19 protein-coding genes are annotated in these 18,926 nt (G+C 56.1%); 7 read left to right on the forward strand and 12 right to left on the reverse strand.

Annotated features, from left to right (window positions below):
• Nucleotides 1-10 precede the first annotated feature (10 nt).
• The 5 genes from tdcC (at nt 11) to ACOTWU_RS04855 (ending at nt 7,822) form a co-directional block, all read left to right on the forward strand.
• Nucleotides 11-1,342, forward strand: a complete 1,332-nt coding sequence (tdcC, locus tag ACOTWU_RS04835) for a threonine/serine transporter TdcC (protein ID WP_006812083.1) — start codon at nt 11-13, stop codon at nt 1,340-1,342.
• Nucleotides 1,343-1,372: 30 nt separating this feature from the next.
• Nucleotides 1,373-2,581, forward strand: coding sequence for a propionate kinase (gene tdcD, locus ACOTWU_RS04840; RefSeq protein ID WP_032618950.1), 1,209 nt, complete (start codon nt 1,373-1,375; stop codon nt 2,579-2,581).
• 15 nt (nt 2,582-2,596) lie between these two features.
• Nucleotides 2,597-4,891 (forward strand): formate C-acetyltransferase, encoded by a 2,295-nt coding sequence (gene pflB, locus ACOTWU_RS04845; protein WP_040118137.1) that lies wholly within the window; start codon nt 2,597-2,599, stop codon nt 4,889-4,891.
• Between the two features lie 274 nt (nt 4,892-5,165).
• Nucleotides 5,166-6,497, forward strand: coding sequence for an amino acid permease (locus ACOTWU_RS04850; protein WP_126499264.1), 1,332 nt, complete (start codon nt 5,166-5,168; stop codon nt 6,495-6,497).
• 20 nt (nt 6,498-6,517) lie between these two features.
• Complete coding sequence (locus tag ACOTWU_RS04855; protein ID WP_015571948.1) at nt 6,518-7,822, forward strand: serine dehydratase subunit alpha family protein; 1,305 nt, start codon at nt 6,518-6,520, stop codon at nt 7,820-7,822.
• Between the two features lie 80 nt (nt 7,823-7,902).
• Here the strand turns inward: ACOTWU_RS04855 and ACOTWU_RS04860 are convergent, their stop codons facing one another.
• Entirely contained in the window at nt 7,903-8,604 is a 702-nt protein-coding gene (locus ACOTWU_RS04860) for a pirin family protein (RefSeq protein ID WP_017382430.1), read from the reverse strand.
• A 104-nt stretch (nt 8,605-8,708) separates the two neighbouring features.
• Between ACOTWU_RS04860 and yhaJ the strand changes: the two genes are divergently transcribed.
• Nucleotides 8,709-9,611, forward strand: coding sequence for a DNA-binding transcriptional regulator YhaJ (gene yhaJ, locus ACOTWU_RS04865; protein WP_003862655.1), 903 nt, complete (start codon nt 8,709-8,711; stop codon nt 9,609-9,611).
• Nucleotides 9,612-9,649: 38 nt separating this feature from the next.
• Here yhaJ and ACOTWU_RS04870 read toward each other — a convergent pair whose 3' ends face one another.
• From ACOTWU_RS04870 to ACOTWU_RS04920, 11 genes are all read right to left on the reverse strand, one after another.
• The gene (locus tag ACOTWU_RS04870; RefSeq protein ID WP_015571946.1) at nt 9,650-10,015 is read right to left on the reverse strand and encodes a DUF805 domain-containing protein; all 366 of its coding nucleotides are present in this window, start codon (nt 10,013-10,015) and stop codon (nt 9,650-9,652) included.
• 106 nt (nt 10,016-10,121) lie between these two features.
• Complete coding sequence (locus ACOTWU_RS04875; RefSeq protein ID WP_039269693.1) at nt 10,122-11,108, reverse strand: glutathione S-transferase family protein; 987 nt, start codon at nt 11,106-11,108, stop codon at nt 10,122-10,124.
• Nucleotides 11,109-11,180: 72 nt separating this feature from the next.
• Nucleotides 11,181-11,573 (reverse strand): DoxX family protein, encoded by a 393-nt coding sequence (locus ACOTWU_RS04880; RefSeq protein WP_039269694.1) that lies wholly within the window; start codon nt 11,571-11,573, stop codon nt 11,181-11,183.
• 247 nt (nt 11,574-11,820) lie between these two features.
• Complete coding sequence (locus ACOTWU_RS04885; RefSeq protein ID WP_003862649.1) at nt 11,821-12,117, reverse strand: YqjK-like family protein; 297 nt, start codon at nt 12,115-12,117, stop codon at nt 11,821-11,823.
• Nucleotides 12,114-12,512: a phage holin family protein gene (locus ACOTWU_RS04890; RefSeq protein ID WP_003862647.1), complete on the reverse strand. Its 399-nt coding sequence runs from the start codon at nt 12,510-12,512 to the stop codon at nt 12,114-12,116. The genes ACOTWU_RS04885 and ACOTWU_RS04890 overlap by 4 nt, the downstream gene beginning before the upstream one ends.
• A gap of 2 nt (nt 12,513-12,514) precedes the next feature.
• Nucleotides 12,515-12,820, reverse strand: a complete 306-nt coding sequence (locus tag ACOTWU_RS04895) for a DUF883 family protein (protein WP_003862645.1) — start codon at nt 12,818-12,820, stop codon at nt 12,515-12,517.
• A gap of 29 nt (nt 12,821-12,849) precedes the next feature.
• Complete coding sequence (locus ACOTWU_RS04900; RefSeq protein WP_017382428.1) at nt 12,850-13,218, reverse strand: DUF1090 domain-containing protein; 369 nt, start codon at nt 13,216-13,218, stop codon at nt 12,850-12,852.
• A 143-nt stretch (nt 13,219-13,361) separates the two neighbouring features.
• Entirely contained in the window at nt 13,362-13,745 is a 384-nt protein-coding gene (gene mzrA / locus ACOTWU_RS04905; RefSeq protein ID WP_003862640.1) for an EnvZ/OmpR regulon moderator MzrA, read from the reverse strand.
• A gap of 2 nt (nt 13,746-13,747) precedes the next feature.
• On the reverse strand, nt 13,748-14,410 hold the full coding sequence (yqjA, locus tag ACOTWU_RS04910) for a DedA family general envelope maintenance protein YqjA (protein ID WP_003862638.1): 663 nt from the start codon (nt 14,408-14,410) through the stop codon (nt 13,748-13,750).
• Between the two features lie 341 nt (nt 14,411-14,751).
• The gene (exuR, locus tag ACOTWU_RS04915; RefSeq protein WP_003862635.1) at nt 14,752-15,528 is read right to left on the reverse strand and encodes a transcriptional regulator ExuR; all 777 of its coding nucleotides are present in this window, start codon (nt 15,526-15,528) and stop codon (nt 14,752-14,754) included.
• A 197-nt stretch (nt 15,529-15,725) separates the two neighbouring features.
• A complete protein-coding gene (locus ACOTWU_RS04920) occupies nt 15,726-17,024 on the reverse strand; it encodes an MFS transporter (RefSeq protein WP_015571942.1) in 1,299 nt (432 codons plus the stop codon).
• A 475-nt stretch (nt 17,025-17,499) separates the two neighbouring features.
• Between ACOTWU_RS04920 and uxaC the strand changes: the two genes are divergently transcribed.
• Complete coding sequence (gene uxaC, locus ACOTWU_RS04925; RefSeq protein ID WP_023295485.1) at nt 17,500-18,912, forward strand: glucuronate isomerase; 1,413 nt, start codon at nt 17,500-17,502, stop codon at nt 18,910-18,912.
• The last annotated feature ends 14 nt before the right edge of the window (nt 18,913-18,926 follow it).

An 18,926-nucleotide genomic window follows, 5' to 3' on the forward strand; every position in this document is an offset into this window, starting at 1 on the left:
AGGATGACTTATGAGCAACACAGAAAGCATTATCGTTGGCCAGACAAAAACGTCCACCTGGCGTAAATCGGATACCACCTGGACGCTCGGCCTGTTTGGTACCGCCATTGGCGCAGGCGTGCTGTTCTTCCCTATCCGTGCAGGCTTTGGCGGCCTGATCCCTATCCTGCTGATGCTGGTACTCGCGTTCCCGATTGCCTTTTACTGCCACCGCGCGCTGGCGCGTCTGTGTTTGTCCGGCAGTAACGTCTCCGGCAACATCACCGAAACGGTGGAGGAGCATTTTGGTAAGACCGGCGGGGTGGTGATCACCTTCCTCTACTTCTTTGCCATTTGCCCGCTGCTGTGGATTTACGGCGTCACCATTACCAACACCTTTATGACCTTCTGGGAAAACCAGCTCCAGATGCCCGCCCTGAACCGCGGCGTGGTGGCGCTGTTCCTGCTGCTGCTGATGGCCTTTGTTATCTGGTTCGGTAAAGACCTGATGGTGAAAGTGATGAGCTACCTGGTGTTCCCGTTCATCGCCAGCCTGGTGTTAATTTCTCTCTCGCTGATCCCGTACTGGAACTCGGCGGTGATCGACCAGGTTAACCTGAGCGATATCGCCTTCACCGGTCATGACGGCATTCTGGTCACGGTGTGGCTGGGGATCTCCATCATGGTCTTCTCCTTCAACTTCTCGCCTATCGTCTCCTCGTTTGTGGTCTCCAAGCGCGAAGAGTACGAACCGGAGTTCGGGAAAGAGTTTACCGAGCAGAAATGTTCCAAAATCATCGGTCGCGCCAGCCTGCTGATGGTGGCGGTGGTGATGTTCTTCGCCTTTAGCTGCCTGTTTACGCTCTCTCCGCAGAACATGGCGGACGCCAAAGCGCAGAACATTCCGGTGCTCTCTTACCTGGCGAACCACTTCGCGTCGATGTCAGGCAGTAAATCCACGTTCGCCACGGTGCTGGAATACGGCGCCTCCATCATCGCGCTGGTCGCTATCTTTAAATCCTTCTTCGGCCACTATCTGGGCACGCTGGAGGGGCTGAACGGTCTGATCCTCAAGTTCGGTTACAAGGGCGACAAGAAGAAAGTCTCCGTGGGCAAGCTGAACACCATCAGCATGGTCTTCATCATGGGCTCCACCTGGATTGTGGCCTACGCCAACCCGAACATCCTGGACCTTATTGAAGCCATGGGTGCGCCAATTATCGCCTCTCTGCTGTGCCTGCTGCCGATGTACGCCATCCGCAAGGCGCCTGCGCTGGCGAAATACAAAGGCCGGACCGAGAACATCTTCGTAACCGTGGTCGGCCTGCTGACCATTCTGAACATCGTGTACAAACTGTTTTAAACCAAAGCTCAGGAAGAGCGGAGCCATACCATGATTGAGTTTCCGGTAGTACTGGTCATTAACTGCGGATCGTCCTCTGTTAAGTTCTCGGTGCTGGACGCCGCAGGCTGCGATGCCCTGATGACGGGCATTGCGGACGGCATCAACACAGAAAAAGCCTTTATTTCCGTGAATGGGGGTGAGCCGGTCAGACTGGCTCACCAGGACTACGAAGGGGCGCTGGCCGCCATCGCCCTGGAGCTGGAGAAACGCAACCTGATGGGCAGCGTGGCCTTGATTGGCCATCGCATTGCCCACGGCGGCGACCTCTTCAGCGAGTCGACCCTGATCACGGAAGAGGTGATGGCGCAGATCCGCCAGGTCTCCCCGCTGGCGCCGCTGCATAACTACGCCAACCTGAGCGGCGTGGAAGCCGCCGGGCGCCTGTTCCCCGGCGTGCAGCAGGTGGCGGTATTTGATACCAGCTTCCACCAGACCATGGCGCCGCAGGCGTATCTGTACGGCTTGCCGTACCGCTATTTTGAAGAGCTGGGCGTGCGCCGCTACGGTTTCCACGGCACCTCTCACCGCTACGTGTCGGCGCAGGCGCACGCGCTTCTCGGGCTCTCTCCCGATGACAGCGGCCTGGTGATTGCCCATCTCGGCAACGGGGCGTCCATCTGCGCGGTGCGTAACGGCGTAAGCGTGGACACGTCCATGGGGATGACGCCGCTTGAAGGACTGGTGATGGGCACGCGCTGCGGCGACGTGGATTTTGGCGCGATGGCGTGGATTGCCCGGCAGACCGGCCAGTCGTTCGAGGATCTGGAGCGCGTGGTCAACAAAGAGTCCGGGCTGCTGGGGATCTCTGGCATCTCCTCCGATTTGCGCGCGCTGGAGAAAGCCTGGCATGACGGCAACGAGCGGGCGCGGCTGGCAATAAAGACCTTTGTCCACCGGATTGCGCGACATATCGCCGGTCATGCCGCGTCCCTGCACCGTCTGGATGGCGTGGTGTTTACCGGCGGGATCGGTGAGAACTCCGTGCTTATCCGCGCGCTGGTGGTGGAGCATCTTAAGGTGTTTGGCATCATCCTCGACGAGTCCAAAAATGCCCTGCCGGGCAGCGCGGGCGAGCGCGTGATCTCCACCGAGTCGTCCCGCGCGGCCTGCGCGGTGATCCCTACCAATGAAGAAAAAATGATCGCACTGGACGCCCTCCGTCTTGGGAAGGTTACTCCGGCTGCGGCTTACGCCTGATAAAGCGAGAATCTGATGAAAGTAACAATCGATACGGGCGTCGCGCCTTACAGCGATGCATGGGCCGGGTTTCGCGGTGAAGAATGGAAAAACGCCATTAACGTGCGCGATTTTATTCAGCATAACTACACCCCTTATGAAGGCGATGAAGCTTTCCTCGCGCAGGCGACGCCAGCAACGACGGCGCTGTGGCAGAAGGTGATGGTCGGCATTCGTCAGGAGAATGCTACTCACGCTCCGGTGGATTTTGACACCAACATCGCCACTACTATTACCGCGCACGGGCCGGGCTATATTGATCAGGAGCTGGAGACGATCGTTGGCCTGCAAACCGACAAGCCGCTCAAGCGCGCCCTGCATCCGTACGGCGGGATCAACATGATCCGCAGCTCGTTCGAAGCCTACGGTCGCGAGATGGATCCGCAGTTTGAATATCTCTTCACAGACCTGCGCAAAACCCACAACCAGGGCGTGTTTGACGTTTACTCCCCGGAGATGATGCGCTGCCGCAAATCGGGGGTGCTGACCGGTCTGCCGGACGGCTACGGGCGCGGACGCATCATCGGCGACTACCGTCGCGTGGCGCTGTACGGCATCAGCTATCTGGTGCGCGAGCGTGAACTTCAGTTCGCCGATCTCCAGGGGAAACTGGAGCGCGGAGAAGATCTGGAGGACACGATCCGCCTGCGCGAGGAGCTGGCGGAGCATAAACGTGCGTTGCTCCAGATCCAGCAGATGGCGGCGAACTATGGCTTTGATATTTCACGTCCGGCGATGAATGCGCAGGAAGCGGTGCAGTGGGTCTACTTTGCCTACCTTGCCGCAGTGAAATCCCAGAACGGCGGGGCGATGTCACTGGGGCGCACGGCCTCGTTCCTCGATATCTACATTGAACGCGACATGCAGGCAGGACGGCTGAATGAGGTGCAGGCCCAGGAGCTGATCGACCACTTCATCATGAAGATCCGCATGGTGCGCTTCCTGCGCACGCCGGAGTTCGACACGCTCTTCTCCGGCGATCCGATCTGGGCCACGGAAGTGATTGGCGGCATGGGGCTGGATGGCCGTACGCTGGTGACCAAAAACAGCTTCCGCTACCTGCATACCCTGCACACCATGGGGCCTGCGCCGGAGCCAAACCTGACGATCCTCTGGTCCGAACAACTGCCGATCGCGTTCAAGAAATACGCCGCGCAGGTGTCGATCGTCACCTCCTCGCTGCAATACGAGAACGACGATCTGATGCGCGCCGACTTCAACAGCGACGACTACGCCATTGCCTGCTGCGTCAGCCCGATGGTGATCGGCAAGCAGATGCAGTTCTTCGGCGCACGCGCCAACCTGGCGAAAACGCTGCTGTATGCAATCAACGGCGGGGTGGATGAGAAGCTGAAGATCCAGGTGGGGCCGAAAACCGAGCCGCTGCTGGATGAGGTACTGAATTACGACACCGTAATGGCGAGCCTCGATCACTTCATGGACTGGCTGGCGGTGCAGTACATCAGCGCGCTGAATCTCATTCACTACATGCATGATAAATACAGCTACGAAGCCTCGCTGATGGCGCTGCACGACCGGGACGTCTACCGCACCATGGCCTGCGGCATTGCCGGGCTGTCGGTGGCGGCGGATTCCCTGTCGGCCATCAAATACGCCACGGTAAAACCGGTGCGCGACCACACTGGTCTGGCGGTCGATTTCGTCATCGAAGGCGACTATCCGCAGTACGGCAACAACGACGATCGCGTGGACAGTATCGCCTGCGATCTGGTTGAGCGCTTTATGAAGAAAATCCAGGCGCTGCCGACGTACCGCAACGCGGTACCGACGCAGTCGATCCTTACCATCACCTCCAACGTGGTTTACGGGCAGAAGACCGGCAACACGCCGGACGGACGTCGCGGCGGCACACCGTTTGCGCCTGGCGCCAACCCGATGCACGGGCGCGACAGAAAAGGGGCGGTGGCGTCGTTAACCTCGGTCGCCAAGCTGCCGTTCACCTATGCCAAAGACGGGATCTCCTACACCTTCTCCATCGTGCCGCAGGCACTGGGCAAGGACGAGCCGGTGCGCAAAACCAACCTTGTTGGGCTGCTGGACGGATACTTCCACCACGAAGCGACCATTGAGGGCGGGCAACACCTGAACGTCAACGTGATGAACCGGGAGATGCTGCTGGATGCCGTCGCCCATCCGGAGAACTATCCGAACCTGACGATCCGCGTTTCAGGTTATGCGGTGCGGTTTAACGCCCTGACGCGCGAGCAGCAGCAGGACGTGATTTCGAGGACGTTTACGCAGGCGATGTAATACAGGCTTCATCTTCAGCCTCCTCAAATGGGGAGGCTTTTAATTTTGTGAACGCCGTCAATTTTAGAAAACTTACTCTCCTTTCTGCTATCCCGAAGTAATATTATTCTCTCGCTTTAGAAAATCCCTATAAAAGTTGTGACTTTTTTCTCCCGCGCTCCGGATATGATCTTCCCATATCAATAACTCACACCTGCACCCTCTGACTCGCAATCGCTGGCGATCGGAACCTTATAAAAACAACCAGTTACCCTACAAAATAAGCGAGTGCCCAATGAATATGGCAACAAACAGCAGTGTGATTGTGAGTGATTCCCCTGCGGCAAGGCGGGCGGGAATGAGCGAAAGCGAATGGCGAGAGGCGATCAAATTCGACATCACCGATACGGGCTGGGTCATCATGAGTATCGGGATGGCTATCGGCGCGGGCATCGTTTTTCTTCCTGTGCAGGTCGGGTTAATGGGGCTGTGGGTGTTTTTACTCTCGTCGATAATTGGTTATCCGGCTATGTACCTGTTCCAGCGCCTGTTTATTAATACGCTGGCGGAATCACCGGAATGCAAAGATTACCCGAGCGTCATTAGCGGTTATTTAGGTAAAAACTGGGGCATCTTATTGGGTGCGCTTTATTTCGTGATGCTGGTGATCTGGATGTTTGTCTATTCCACGGCTATCACCAACGACAGCGCATCCTACCTACACACCTTCGGCGTAACCGACGGTTTGCTGTCGGAAAATCCGTTCTACGGCTTATTCCTGATCTGCATTCTGGTCGCCATTTCGTCGCGCGGTGAAAAACTGCTGTTTAAAGTCTCCAGCCTGATGGTGCTGACCAAATTATTTGTGGTAGCGGCGCTGGGGCTTTCGATGATTGGCCTCTGGCATTTAGCCAACGTCGGTATGCTGCCGCCGATGGGCCTGCTGATTAAAAACGCCATTATTACGCTGCCTTTCACCTTAACCTCCATTCTGTTTATTCAGACATTAAGCCCGATGGTGATTTCCTATCGTTCACGGGAAAAATCCGTTGAGGTGGCGCGTCATAAAGCGCTGCGGGCAATGAATATCGCCTTTGGCGTGCTGTTTGTGACGGTCTTTTTCTACGCGGTCTCCTTTACGCTGGCGATGGGGCACGACGAGGCGGTAAAAGCCTACGAGCAGAATATTTCCGCCCTGGCAATCGCAGCACAGTTCATCAGCGGTGACGGTGCGGGCTGGGTCAAAATCGTCAGCGTGATCCTCAACATTTTTGCCGTGATGACCGCGTTCTTTGGCGTCTATCTCGGCTTTCGTGAGGCGACGCAGGGCATCGTGATGAACATCCTGCGCCGCAAAATGCCGGCGGAGAAAATCAATGAAAGCACCGTCCAGCGCGGGATTATGCTGTTCGCTATCCTGCTTGCCTGGAGCGCGATTGTGTTAAACGCGCCGGTGCTGAGCTTTACCTCCATCTGTAGCCCTATTTTCGGGATGGTGGGTTGCTTAATTCCGGCGTGGCTGGTCTACAAAGTGCCCGCACTTCATAAATATAAAGGCGTATCGCTGGTGATTATTGTGATTACCGGGCTGCTGCTTTGTGTTTCTCCTTTCCTCGCCTTCTCATGAGGTTAAATAAGGTCGTAACGATGTCTGAGCAAATTAATCCTTTATGGAACCATTTTATTCGCGCCGTGCAGGAAGAGGTAAAGCCTGCGCTGGGCTGTACCGAACCCGTCTCGCTGGCGCTGGCGTGCGCGATGGCTGCCGGACAGCTTGACGGTGAGGTGACGCGTATCGAGGCGTGGGTATCGCCGAACCTGATGAAAAACGGGCTTGGCGTAACGGTGCCCGGCACCGGTATGGTCGGTTTACCCATCGCGGCCGCGCTGGGGGCGACAGGCGGTAATGCACACGCCGGGCTGGAGGTGTTGAAAGACGCGTCGGCCGAGGCGCTAACGCGCGCCAAAGCACTGCTGAACGCAGGTCTGGTGCAGGTGAAATTGCAGGAGCCGTGCGAGGAGATCCTCTATTCACGCGCCTGCGTTTACGTCGGTGAATCCTCGGCGATGGTGACCATCGCTGGCGGGCACACTCGCGTGGTGGAGGTAGTTTGTCAGGGCGAAACGCGCTTCAGGCTTGACGATCGTCAGAGCCAGAACAACGACGATCCGCTGGCGGTACTCTCGACCACCACGCTGTCGCAGATCCTTGAGTTTGTAGAGCAGGTGCCGTTTGACGCGATCCGCTTTATCCTCGATGCGGGGCGGCTGAACGATGCGCTCTCCCGCGAAGGTTTGCGTGGCAACTGGGGGCTGCATATTGGCGCGACGCTCAATAAACAGCGCGCACGCGGCTGGATGGCGCAGGATCTGGGTTCAGACATTATTATCCGCACCAGCGCAGCCTCGGATGCCCGCATGGGAGGCGCGACGCTGCCGGCGATGAGCAACTCGGGTTCCGGGAATCAGGGCATCACCGCCACCATGCCGGTAGTGGTGGTGGCTGAGCACGTTCAGGCCGATGACGAACGGCTGGCGCGGGCGCTGATGCTCTCGCATCTGTCGGCTATCTATATCCATTACCAGCTTCCGCGCTTGTCCGCGTTGTGCGCGGCGACAACGGCCGGAATGGGGGCAGCGGCGGGGATGGCGTGGCTGATGGGCGGATCTTACCAGACCATTGCCATGGCGATCGGCAGTATGATCGGCGACGTGAGCGGGATGATCTGCGATGGGGCCTCTAACAGCTGCGCAATGAAGGTCTCGACCAGCGTCACCAGCGCCTGGAAAGCCGTGATGATGGCGCTGGATGATACTGCCGTGACGGGTAACGAGGGGATTGTGGCGCACGACGTGGAACAGTCTATCTCTAACCTGTGCGCCCTGGCGTGCCGCTCAATGCAGGCGACGGACCGGCAGATCATTGAAATTATGGCGAGTAAGGTGTTGTGATTTAATCCAACCCGTTACCCCTCACCCTAACCCTCTCCCATAGGGAGAGGGAACCGATCGAGCGAGGGGGCGTGTTGATCTTAAACCGGCAAATCAATCAGCAGCGCGCGCAGCGGCGTATCGGCAACCAGGGTGATATTCGCTTCGTCACGAATAAACGCCCCGTCACCGCAGGTGAGCGCTTCTTTCTCTTCCGTATGCGTGACCGCATGCACCGTTCCGTGAATGGACTGCAAATAGGCACGCGGGCCATGAAGCTGGAAGCTCGCCTGTTCACCTTTTTTCAGTTCGATATGGTGCAACCACACCTGCTGGCGCAACTGCAAGCTGCCTTTGCTGCCGTCTGGCGAGGCAATCAGCTGCTGTTTACCGCCCTTCAGATCGATTTTTTGCACCAGCGGATTTTCCCGCTCCGGACAGGCATCCAGCCACAGCTGCATGCGGGTCAGCGTTTTATCTTTGCTGAGGTTATGCTCGCTGTAGCTAATACCTGGCTGCGTGGAAATTAACAGCGCCTCGCCAGCCTTCGCCTGGACATGATTGCCCTCGCTATCGCGGTATTCTGCCTCGCCTTCCAGGATCAGGTTCAGGATATCGACTTTAGGGTACGTGCGCGGCTGGAAGGACGCGCCCGGGGCGAGCACTTCCTGATTCAATACGCGCAGTGAAGCGTAACCGAGGAGTTTAGGGTCAAAGTAGTGTCCAAAGGAAAAGGTGTAGCGGGCCTGCAACCAACCGAAATCGGCTTGTCCGCACTGTTTCGCTGTTCTTGTCGTAATCATAAACTTGACCTCTCTTTACACTAAATCAATGGTAAAGGTATGGACGCTGCATTGTTAGCCAGATATTCTGCCTGGTATGTTCAAATTTCCTGAATGAGAACGAGATGGCTAAAGAGAGAGCATTGACGCTTGAGGCGCTTCGCGTCATGGACGCGATTGACAGGCGCGGCAGTTTTGCCGCGGCGGCAGATGAACTGGGGCGCGTTCCGTCTGCCCTGAGCTACACCATGCAAAAGCTGGAAGAGGAGCTGGACGTGGTGCTCTTCGATCGTTCCGGTCATCGAACAAAATTCACTAACGTTGGCCGAATGCTGCTGGAGCGCGGTCGTGTGCTGCTGGAAGCGGCGGATAAGCTGACGACCGATGCCGAAGCGCTGGCGCGCGGCTGGGAAACCCATCTGACGTTAGTGACCGAAGCGCTGGTGCCCACCGAGGCGCTGTTCCCGCTGGTGGACAGACTGGCCGCGAAAGCCAATACCCAGCTGTCGATCATCACCGAGGTGCTGGCCGGGGCGTGGGAGCGTCTTGAGACGGGCAGGGCGGATATCGTCATTGCGCCGGACATGCATTTCCGCTCATCGTCAGAAATCAATTCGCGCAAACTGTACAGCGTGATGAACGTCTACGTCGCCGCCCCGGATCACCCGATCCATCAGGAGCCGGAGCCGCTCTCTGAGGTCACGCGCGTGAAATACCGCGGCGTGGCGGTCGCGGATACCGCCCGAGAGCGCCCGGTGTTAACGGTACAGTTGCTGGATAAACAGCCGCGACTGACGGTAACGTCGCTGGAAGACAAACGGCAGGCGCTCCTGGCGGGGCTGGGCGTGGCGACGATGCCGTACCCGTTTGTCGAAAAGGACATTGCAGAAGGGCGGCTGCGCGTCGTCAGCCCGGAATACACCAGCGAAGTGGATATCATTATGGCGTGGCGTCGTGACAGCATGGGCGAAGCCAAATCATGGTGTTTGCGTGAAATTCCCAAGCTCTTTGCCCACCACAACAAATAAGCGTAGGCCCGGTAAGCGTAAGCGCCACCGGGCAGAATTTACGCGCTTGCCTTAGGATCCGGACCAAAGCGGTTTTCGCCCGGCGTTCCGCTCTGACAGTTGAAAATCAAAATCACGATCCAGCCGATAAGCGGGATCAACAGCAACAGCAGCCACCACGCCGAACGATCGGTGTCGTGAAGACGACGAAACAGTACGGCCCATGAAGGCAGCAGAACTAACACACCATAAATGGTGGTGAGAATGCCTTCACCCCCCTCGCGTTCCCAGCCGAGGATCTTGTCCACAATGCCCAGCACCATAATCAGGACGAAGTTCACCAGAACGAACATCCAGTACTCTTTGCGGCGGGCGCGGCCACCAAATCCAACGTAGTTGCGCAGTACCTTTAAATACCAGTCCATTTTTCCTTGCCTCTTAATCAGTCAATCACTTGTTTTCTAAGCGATCGAGGTAAGGATAGATGTATGCTGTGAATTAAAAAAGGGAATCAATTGATTCCCTAAATAATTATCCGAAACGCACGTCGCGCCCGTGCGGTTCATCCAGGTCCTGCCACGGGCCAATGGAGATAATGCCCGTTGGGTTGATGGTCTTATGACTGCGGAAATAGTGGGTGCGAATATGGTCAAAGTTGACCGTCTCCGCAATCCCCGGCATCTGATAGATGTCGCGCAGGAAACCGTGCAGGTTCAGGTAATCACTGATGCGATGCTTGTCGCACTTGAAGTGAGTGACATACACCGGATCAAAGCGGATCAGCGTCGTCCACAGGCGGATGTCTGCTTCGGTGAGGCGATCGCCCGTTAAATAACGATGCTGGCCGAGGATCTGCTCCAGGCGCTCCAGGGATCCAAACACGTTGCCGACCGCTTCGTCGTACGCTTCCTGACTGGTGGCAAAGCCCGCTTTGTAGACGCCGTTGTTAACGTTGTCGTAGATCCAGCCGTTCAGCTCGTCAATTTTCTCGCGCAGCTCAACCGGGTAGTAATCCCCGGCGCGGGCACCGTGCGCGTCAAACGCGGTATTGAACATGCGAATGATTTCAGCGGATTCATTGCTGACGATCGTCTGGTTTTTCTTGTCCCACAGCACAGGCACCGTTACGCGTCCGGTGTAGTGCGGATCGGCGCGCAGATAGAGCTGATACAGGAAATCGTGATGATAAAGCTCATCACCCGTCGCGGCCGGGAAGCCACTGTCGAACGTCCAGCCGTTTTCCAGCATCAGCGGGTTGACCACCGAAACCGGAATTAACGATTCGAGACCTTTAAGTTTGCGCACAATCAGCGTGCGGTGCGCCCACGGACAGGCGAGAGAAACATACAGATGATAACGATCTTTTTCCGCCGCAAAGCCCCCTTCGCCACTCGGGCCGGGTGCGCCGTCGGCGGTCAGCCAGTTACGGAAGGCCGAAACAGAGCGCTTAAAGCGTCCACCGGTGGATTTGGTGTCATACCAGACATCCTGCCAGACGCCGTCTACGAGTTGTCCCATTTTTTACTCCTCCGTCAGATAGCAAAAGCGAGGAGATGTCTCCTCGCTTTGAATGTAATCAGTATAGCCTGCTTACCACTTCTTATTCAGAAGACGGTCGATGCTGTAGGTGCCCGGACCCGTGATAGCCAGCAGCAGGAAGCCGCCCGCGATGGTCAGGTTTTTCATGAACATCAGGGAGTTCACGCCTTCCGCAAAGTTGCTGTGGAAGATGAACGCGGTCAGCAGGGTAAAGCCTGCGGTGAACAGCGCCGTGGTGCGGGTCAGGAAACCGAACAGCACTGCCAGGCCGCCGCCGAACTCAAGCAGAATGGTCAGCGGCAGCAGGAACCCCGGCACGCCCATCGCTTCCATATACTGCTGAGTGCCCGCATAGCCGGTAATTTTGCCCCAGCCTGCGGTGATGAACAGAACAGGCATCAGAATACGCGCTACCAGTACACCAACATCTTCTAATTTTTTCATTTTACTCTCCAGGAAACCACATCAGCGGCTAAACGTTATTTGCGTGCAAATTCGGGTAGATACCGCGTCTTTGCTGTCGATGGAGAGGAGTGTAAACGGGGCGGATGGCAAATGTTAGCAAGGAAAACTGTTAATCTTCTTCAAAGATATTGAGTAAGGGAGGGGGTTTTGCCGGGTGGCGGCTACGCCTTACCCGGCCTACACGCAATCGTAGGCCGGGTAAGCGCAGCGTCACCCGGCAAGAAGGCTAGCGCAACTGCTGTTGTCGCAGCGTGGTTTTCACCAGACGCCAGGCGCTCCAGGCGCCAAAGCCGCGGCGTGCCCAGCGGATCAGCATGTTAGGATGCCGAACCGACCAGATCGCCATCACGCTGCTGCCGACCAGCGCCCATGAGCGCAGGCTCAGGACCGTGTTCCAGCCGCGGTCAAACCGATGCGTGGCTTCAACCCAATCTCGACGGCTGGCAGACAAATCCAGCCGCTGCTGCTGGATTTGGCTCAACAGATACGCTTTCCGCTTTTGACGTTCGGCTTTGTCGCTCACGACTTATCATCCTCCAGCAGGGCGCGGTCGTTGGCCAGCTCCTGGCGCGTATGGCGCAGGAAGGTCGACGTGCGCGCTTTATGCAGGGTCCAGATACCGCCTATCAGCGCCGCCACCAGCAGAACCACGGTAGTCGCAATCATCGCGTTCAGACGATACTGTGGATCGATAGCCCAGATGATTAACACCATCAGGCTCATCAGACCAAACGCGGCAAAGAGCATCGTAAGCCCAAGCATGAGCAGCATCTGGAAGAGGTTGGCTTTCTCCTCTTCCAGCTCCACTACCGCAAGCCGGACGCGCGTTTCGGCAATCCCGACCAGCGTCGTAAGAATACGCTGGCCGATGCCGAGGACGTTTTTAGCAGGCCCTTGTGCGTGACGTGGATCTTCCATAATCAACGACGCGTCAGCAGGACACCCAGCACCACACCCACTGCGGCGCCAATACCTACACCCGTCCATGGATTATCACGTACATATTCGTCTGCGCGCGCTGCCGCTTCGCGGGTCTGTTTCGCCAGCGCATCACCGGTTTCGCCCAGACGGTAACGGCTCTCTTTCAGTGCCTGCTCCGCTTTGCTGCGCAGTTTACTTACTTCTTCTTTCGATTTATCCGCAGAAGAGTTCAGCACCTCTTCCAGGGTGTCCGCCAGGGATTTCAGTTCAGCGCGCAGATTTTCTGAAGTTGTATCTTTTGACATGATTCTCTCCTGTTGAGATTTCCGTTAACTCAATAATCGCGAGCTTCCAGCGCTTTCAGTTCGTCCTGCGCCTCTTGCAACTTCCTCTCGCGCTTGGCAATTTTTTCCGCGTCACCTTTCTCTTTCGCTTCCTGTAGGTCTTGACGGCGCTCGGCTATCTCGTCCTTCTGTTCAGCGATTTTTTCCTGATGATCGGCACGCAGCTTGCTGTCCGTACAGTTGTCTTTCACTTCGCTCAACGCTTTTTTCAGCCCGTCGATCCGGTGCTGATTGTTATGCTTTTCGGCATAACTGATTTCGCGTTGGATATCCTGTTCTTTCTCCTGACAAAGAGACATAGCGAAGGAAGCTGTGCTTAAAGAAAAAAGGGCCAGAGCCAGAGTGATGCGGTATTTCATTATAGAAACCTTCCATTGTGTTACGGCGTAAGCCGTGTTCCAGAACTATGCGGAGAACATCTGAGGGGTGCTCCGCGTACTTAAGCATAGTAAGTAAACGGGAGTTTCACCAAAGTAGGTGAAAATATTCGGAATCTTAGTCGTTAACCAAATCGATGCGACGTGTCGCGTAACCGTGACATCCAGGAGGCTACGTGGCTGTCATCATCCTGTTGCGCAATGATGTAACCCTGCGGCAGCGTGCGGTCCAGCACGGCTTTCGCCGCGGCGCTTTGCGCACTTGAGTCAAATTTTATCAGCAGCACATCGTCTTGCGGCGTGATGCTCTTAAAGCGGATCCCGTTTGCGTCCAGATGATGCCAGATGGAAAAACCATCCGGCACGCTGGTTCCCTGGCTCACAGGACGGATAGCCAGCGTCGACTCCTGATGCTGTAGCGCAGACCACAGCAGGATAAGAGCGCTGAACATCATCAGCGCGACGATAGCGTAAGAGAAGCGGCGCAGCGCGAGCGGGGAGATAACCATCGTTAACCCCTGGCTCCGTATTTCTTCTTCCACAGTACGACCAGGGACCCGACCAGGCCAAACACCAGCAGAACGACGGGCAGTAGCATCAGGCAAGACATCAGCTGATCTTCATATTTCATAAAGACCGGCGTTTTACCCAGCGCGTAGCCGAGCGTGGTCAGGATCAGCACCCACAGCAAGCCGCTCATCCAGTTAAAGAACTGGAAGCGCGTACTGCTCAGGCCGGACAAGCCCGCAATGGTGGGCAGCAGGGTGCGTACGAATGCGATAAAGCGGCCGATCAGTAAGGCGGAAAGCCCATGCTTATGGAAAAGGTGGTGCGCTCGCTGGTGGTAATGGGCCGGAAGGTGCGAAAGCCAGTTCTGAACGATTCGCGTGTTACCCAGCCATCGCCCCTGAATGTAACTCACCCAGCAGCCCAGGCTGGCGGCAATGGTCAAAAGCAGGACCGTTTGCGGGAAAGCCATCGCCCCTTTTGCACAGAGCACCCCGACCAGCACCAGCAGGCTGTCGCCGGGTAAAAAGGCAGCAGGCAGCAGACCGTTCTCAAGGAACAGGATCATAAATAACACAAAGTAGAGCATGCCAATCATGGACGGGTTGGCCAGCGTTTCGAAATCCTGAGCCCAGAGGGCGTTCAGTAGTTGGGTCAAAAGTTCCATTCAGTGTTCCTGGAAATCGGTTAACGTCACGCCTGTCATTCGGGAAAACAGCACGGCGACATTGTTATGATTTCATTATGGTCGCTCGCGGACACATTGATGTGTGGCCAACACTGTTCCCTGTTAATTGGCTGGTTAGCAAGCACTAACTTACAAAATAACGAAGTGAATCCAATTGTAACAAAGCCCGACGTTCTGCGTCACAGAATTTGAGGGGAAACACGATTTTGGCGTAAGCCACGGAGGGGAGCGAGATATTTTACAAAGGCTGACACTATAGAGGTTTTCTTACCCTGTCTGGCCGGAAGGCGCGGCGGTGCGCCTGCCAGCCGTTCGGGGGATTATTTTGCGAGATTGGTCGCGGTATCGAGGTGAACGACCGGATTATCGGCAAAAAGATAGCGGTCAGCGTTAAATTCAAAGTCATCACTTGTTTCATTAAACAGCATCTGTTTGGTGTTCTCCAGGTGCTGCCACATTGCCAGTTTCGCCGCATGCGGATCTTTACGAATCAGAGCCTTAAGAATCTGGTCGTGGTCGTCACACCAGTTATCTACCGTACGGGAATCAATGTGATCGTGCAATTTCTTCCAGTACGGGTTGTGAACGCGCTGAGTCCACATTTTTTCAACGATTGCCGCCAGCGCCGTGTTCTGAGTCGCAAGGGCGACCTGGACGTGGAATTGCAGGTCCCATTCGGAATCGCGGAAACATTTTTCTTTACGCGCATGATCCTGGATTTCCATCAGCTTCATGATGTCCTGCTTGGTCACCTGCGTCGCAGCAAATTCCGCAATGTTGCTTTCAATCAGCTGGCGAGCCTGGAGAAGCTCAAACGGACCGTAGCTGGCAAACTCCAGACTTTCGTCCGGGGTGGGGGAGTGTTTCGCCTGGCTGGAAATCACATGAATGCCGGAACCTTTGCGTACCTCAACATACCCTTCCACTTCCAGCATGATGATGGCTTCGCGGACCACCGTGCGGCTGACGCTTTTTTCATCCGCAATGAAACGCTCAGCGGGAAGTTTATCACCGACAAGATAGACCCCTTGCTCGATGCGATCTTTCAGCTCGGCGGCAAGTTGTTGATATAAACGACGTGATTCGGTGATTTCCATATGCGCTCCAGGCAGGGTACGGCGAATGATTTGTTATACCACTTTTGCGTGCCACTCTCCAGATTTCACCATGAAAAAAGCCGCCCGGAGGCGGCTTTTGAGAAGATTTTGCCGGGTGGCGGCTCCGCCTTACCCGGCCTACAAAACCCAATAAAATCGTAGGCCGGGTAAGCGCAGCGCCACCCGGCACAACAACGCTAACTCTGCGTCGCCGGTCCCCCAAGGGACTCTTTCGCCAGTTCATCGGCGGATTTGCTCTTCAGCACCGTCCAGATAACCACCGCACCCATCAGGTCGAAGATAGCCAGTACCGCGAACAGCGGGCTGAAACCAATCGTATCTGCCAGCGCGCCGACCACCAGCGCAAACAGGGTACTTGCGGTCCAGGCGGCCATCCCGGTCAGGCCGTTGGCGGTAGCGACTTCGTTACGACCAAACACGTCGGACGAGAGCGTAATAAGCGCACCGGAAAGAGACTGGTGAGCAAAGCCCCCGATACACAGCAGGGCGATAGCCACGTAAGGGCTGGTGAACAGGCCGATCATGCCCGGGCCGATCATCAGCAGGGCGCCCATGGTGACCACCATCTTACGGGACACAATCAGGTTCACGCCAAACCAGCGCTGGAACAGCGGTGGCAGGTAGCCGCCGACGATACAGCCCAGGTCTGCAAACAGCATTGGCATCCAGGCGAACATCGCGATCTCTTTCAGGTTAAAGCCGTAAACTTTAAACATGAACAGCGGGATCCAGGCGTTAAACGTACCCCAGGCCGGTTCTGCCAGGAAGCGTGGCAGGGCGATACCCCAGAACTGACGGGTGCCCAGGATCTGCCAGACGGACATCTTTTTGCCGTTGTCGGTCTGATGCTGAGATTCCTGACCATTGATAATGTAGTCACGTTCTTCGTCAGACAGCTTTTTCTGATCGCGTGGGTGTTTATAGAAGATCAGCCACGCCATGGCCCAGGCAAAGCTCAGCACACCGGAGATGATGAACGCCATCTGCCAGCTGTGCATCACAATCGCCCACACCACCAGTGGCGGAGCAATCATCGCCCCGATGGAGGAGCCCACGTTGAAGTAACCGACAGCGATTGAACGCTCTTTTGCCGGGAACCATTCAGAGCTGGCTTTCAGACCCGCGGGGATCATCGCTGCTTCGGCAGCACCTACCGCACCACGCGCCAGCGCCAGTCCGCCCCAACTGCCGGCCAGCGCGGTCGCCCCACAGAAGACGGCCCAGGCTACAGCGAAGAAGGCATAACCAATTTTTGTACCCAGAATATCAAGAACATAACCTGCAACAGGCTGCATTACGGTGTAAGCGGCAGAGTAAGCCGCAATGATGTAAGAGTATTGCTGCGTGGAGATATGTAACTCTTCCATCAACGTTGGCGCCGCTGCTGCCACGGTGTTACGTGTCAGGTAGCCCAGCACGGTGCCGAGCGTCACCAGTGCGATCATGTACCAACGTAACCCTTTAATTTTACGCATGTAAAACCTCATCGTTATGTTATTTCCGTGTCGGGACACGGCAACAACTCAACCGTTGCCGGGAGCTGTTCTGTAACGGGAGGGGCGTAACCGGGAACCTGTCCCGGAACGGCCCGAACCTTGCCATAAGTAATCGTGCTAAGTCGGCTTCCGTACCGTTAAATCCGATGTATCAAACACCGGTAATGCATTCCGTCGGCTTATAGTTTGCGACGGCGAAAAGATAACTTGTCATACAACTTTAAAAGGTGAGTGACATCACAAAAGTGTGAATCTTTGTAGGGACATTATGCGGCGTGCGCAAAGCCAGAACTGGCGCGGTCTGCGAGAGGGTTTACCCCTTTGAGGGTAATTTATTTGTCGACGTTTATTGATCTAACTCACGAAAAAAACGTCGGACTCTGGAAATTGGTGTGATAACTTTGCAGCATCTGAACATAAGCTTTCTGACGCTCCCGTAATGAGGAAGACGATAATGACACCGTTTATGACCGACGATTTTCTGCTAGATACCGAATTTGCTCGCCGCCTGTACCACGACTACGCAAAAGACCAGCCGATTTTCGACTACCACTGCCATTTACCGCCGCAGCAGGTTGCCGAAAATTACCGTTTCAAAAACCTGTATGATATCTGGCTGAAGGGTGACCACTATAAGTGGCGCGCAATGCGCACCAACGGCGTGGCCGAGCGCCTGTGTACCGGCGACGCGACCGATCGCGAGAAGTTTGACGCCTGGGCCGCTACCGTTCCTCACACCATCGGTAACCCGTTATACCACTGGACGCACCTCGAACTGCGTCGTCCGTTTGGTATCACCGGCAAGCTGCTTTCTCCCGCCACGGCGGATGAAATCTGGGATCAGTGCAACGAACTGCTGGCGCAGGATAGCTTCTCGGCGCGCGGCATCATGAAGCAGATGAACGTGAAGATGGTGGGCACCACCGACGATCCGGTCGACTCTCTGGAGCATCACGCGGTTGTCGCGAAGGACAGCACCTTTGACATCAAAGTGCTGCCAAGCTGGCGCCCGGATAAAGCCTTCAACATCGAGCTGCCGACATTTAACGACTACATGGCGAAGCTGGCGGAAGTTTCGGATACCGACATTCGTCGCTTTGACGATCTGCAAACCGCGCTGACCAAACGTCTGGATCACTTTGCCGCACACGGCTGTAAAGTGTCTGACCACGCGCTGGACGTAGTGCTGTTCGCGGAATCCAGTGAAGCTGAGCTGGACAGTATTCTGGCGCGTCGTCTCTCCGGCGAAGCCCTGAGCGAGCACGAAGTGGCGCAGTTTAAAACCGCAGTGCTGGTGTTCCTCGGTGCGGAATATGCCCGTCGCGGCTGGGTTCAGCAGTATCACATCGGCGCGCTGCGTAATAACAACCAGCGTCAGTTCAAACTGCTGGGCGCGGACGTAGGCTTTGACTCCATCAACGACCGTCCGATGGCGGAAGAGCTGTCAAAACTGCTGAGCAAACAGAACGAGCAAAACCTGCTGCCAAAAACCATTCTGTACTGCCTGAACCCGCGCGATAACGAAGTGCTGGGCACTATGATCGGCAACTTCCAGGGCGAAGGGATGCCGGGCAAGATGCAGTTCGGTTCCGGCTGGTGGTTTAACGATCAGAAAGACGGCATGGAGCGTCAGATGACGCAGCTGGCGCAGCTCGGCCTGCTGAGCCGCTTCGTTGGCATGCTGACCGACAGCCGCAGTTTCCTCTCCTATACCCGCCATGAATATTTCCGCCGCATTCTGTGCCAGATGATTGGCCGCTGGGTGCACGCGGGCGAAGCGCCAGCGGATATCCAGCTGCTGGGCGAAATGGTGAGAAACATCTGCTTTAACAATGCGCGTGACTACTTCGCCATTGAACTGAACTAAGGCCGTTTGAGGTT

It is taken from the genome of Enterobacter cloacae complex sp. GYL001 (genome assembly GCF_049237125.1).
GTDB classification, from domain to species: domain Bacteria; phylum Pseudomonadota; class Gammaproteobacteria; order Enterobacterales; family Enterobacteriaceae; genus Enterobacter; species Enterobacter hormaechei_C.

Coding starts and splice junctions, on each gene's coding strand:
- ACOTWU_RS04900 (WP_017382428.1), bottom strand. CDS start 13,218: ATGAAATACCGCATCACTCTGGCTCTGGCCCTTTTTTCTTTAAGCACA.
- yhaJ (WP_003862655.1), top strand. CDS start 8,709: ATGGCTAAAGAGAGAGCATTGACGCTTGAGGCGCTTCGCGTCATGGAC.
- ACOTWU_RS04895 (WP_003862645.1), bottom strand. CDS start 12,820: ATGTCAAAAGATACAACTTCAGAAAATCTGCGCGCTGAACTGAAATCC.
- ACOTWU_RS04920 (WP_015571942.1), bottom strand. CDS start 17,024: ATGCGTAAAATTAAAGGGTTACGTTGGTACATGATCGCACTGGTGACG.
- pflB (WP_040118137.1), top strand. CDS start 2,597: ATGAAAGTAACAATCGATACGGGCGTCGCGCCTTACAGCGATGCATGG.
- uxaC (WP_023295485.1), top strand. CDS start 17,500: ATGACACCGTTTATGACCGACGATTTTCTGCTAGATACCGAATTTGCT.
- ACOTWU_RS04890 (WP_003862647.1), bottom strand. CDS start 12,512: ATGGAAGATCCACGTCACGCACAAGGGCCTGCTAAAAACGTCCTCGGC.
- tdcC (WP_006812083.1), top strand. CDS start 11: ATGAGCAACACAGAAAGCATTATCGTTGGCCAGACAAAAACGTCCACC.
- ACOTWU_RS04880 (WP_039269694.1), bottom strand. CDS start 11,573: ATGAAAAAATTAGAAGATGTTGGTGTACTGGTAGCGCGTATTCTGATG.
- ACOTWU_RS04875 (WP_039269693.1), bottom strand. CDS start 11,108: ATGGGACAACTCGTAGACGGCGTCTGGCAGGATGTCTGGTATGACACC.
- ACOTWU_RS04860 (WP_017382430.1), bottom strand. CDS start 8,604: ATGATTACGACAAGAACAGCGAAACAGTGCGGACAAGCCGATTTCGGT.
- ACOTWU_RS04850 (WP_126499264.1), top strand. CDS start 5,166: ATGAATATGGCAACAAACAGCAGTGTGATTGTGAGTGATTCCCCTGCG.
- exuR (WP_003862635.1), bottom strand. CDS start 15,528: ATGGAAATCACCGAATCACGTCGTTTATATCAACAACTTGCCGCCGAG.
- yqjA (WP_003862638.1), bottom strand. CDS start 14,410: ATGGAACTTTTGACCCAACTACTGAACGCCCTCTGGGCTCAGGATTTC.
- tdcD (WP_032618950.1), top strand. CDS start 1,373: ATGATTGAGTTTCCGGTAGTACTGGTCATTAACTGCGGATCGTCCTCT.
- mzrA (WP_003862640.1), bottom strand. CDS start 13,745: ATGGTTATCTCCCCGCTCGCGCTGCGCCGCTTCTCTTACGCTATCGTC.
- ACOTWU_RS04870 (WP_015571946.1), bottom strand. CDS start 10,015: ATGGACTGGTATTTAAAGGTACTGCGCAACTACGTTGGATTTGGTGGC.
- ACOTWU_RS04855 (WP_015571948.1), top strand. CDS start 6,518: ATGTCTGAGCAAATTAATCCTTTATGGAACCATTTTATTCGCGCCGTG.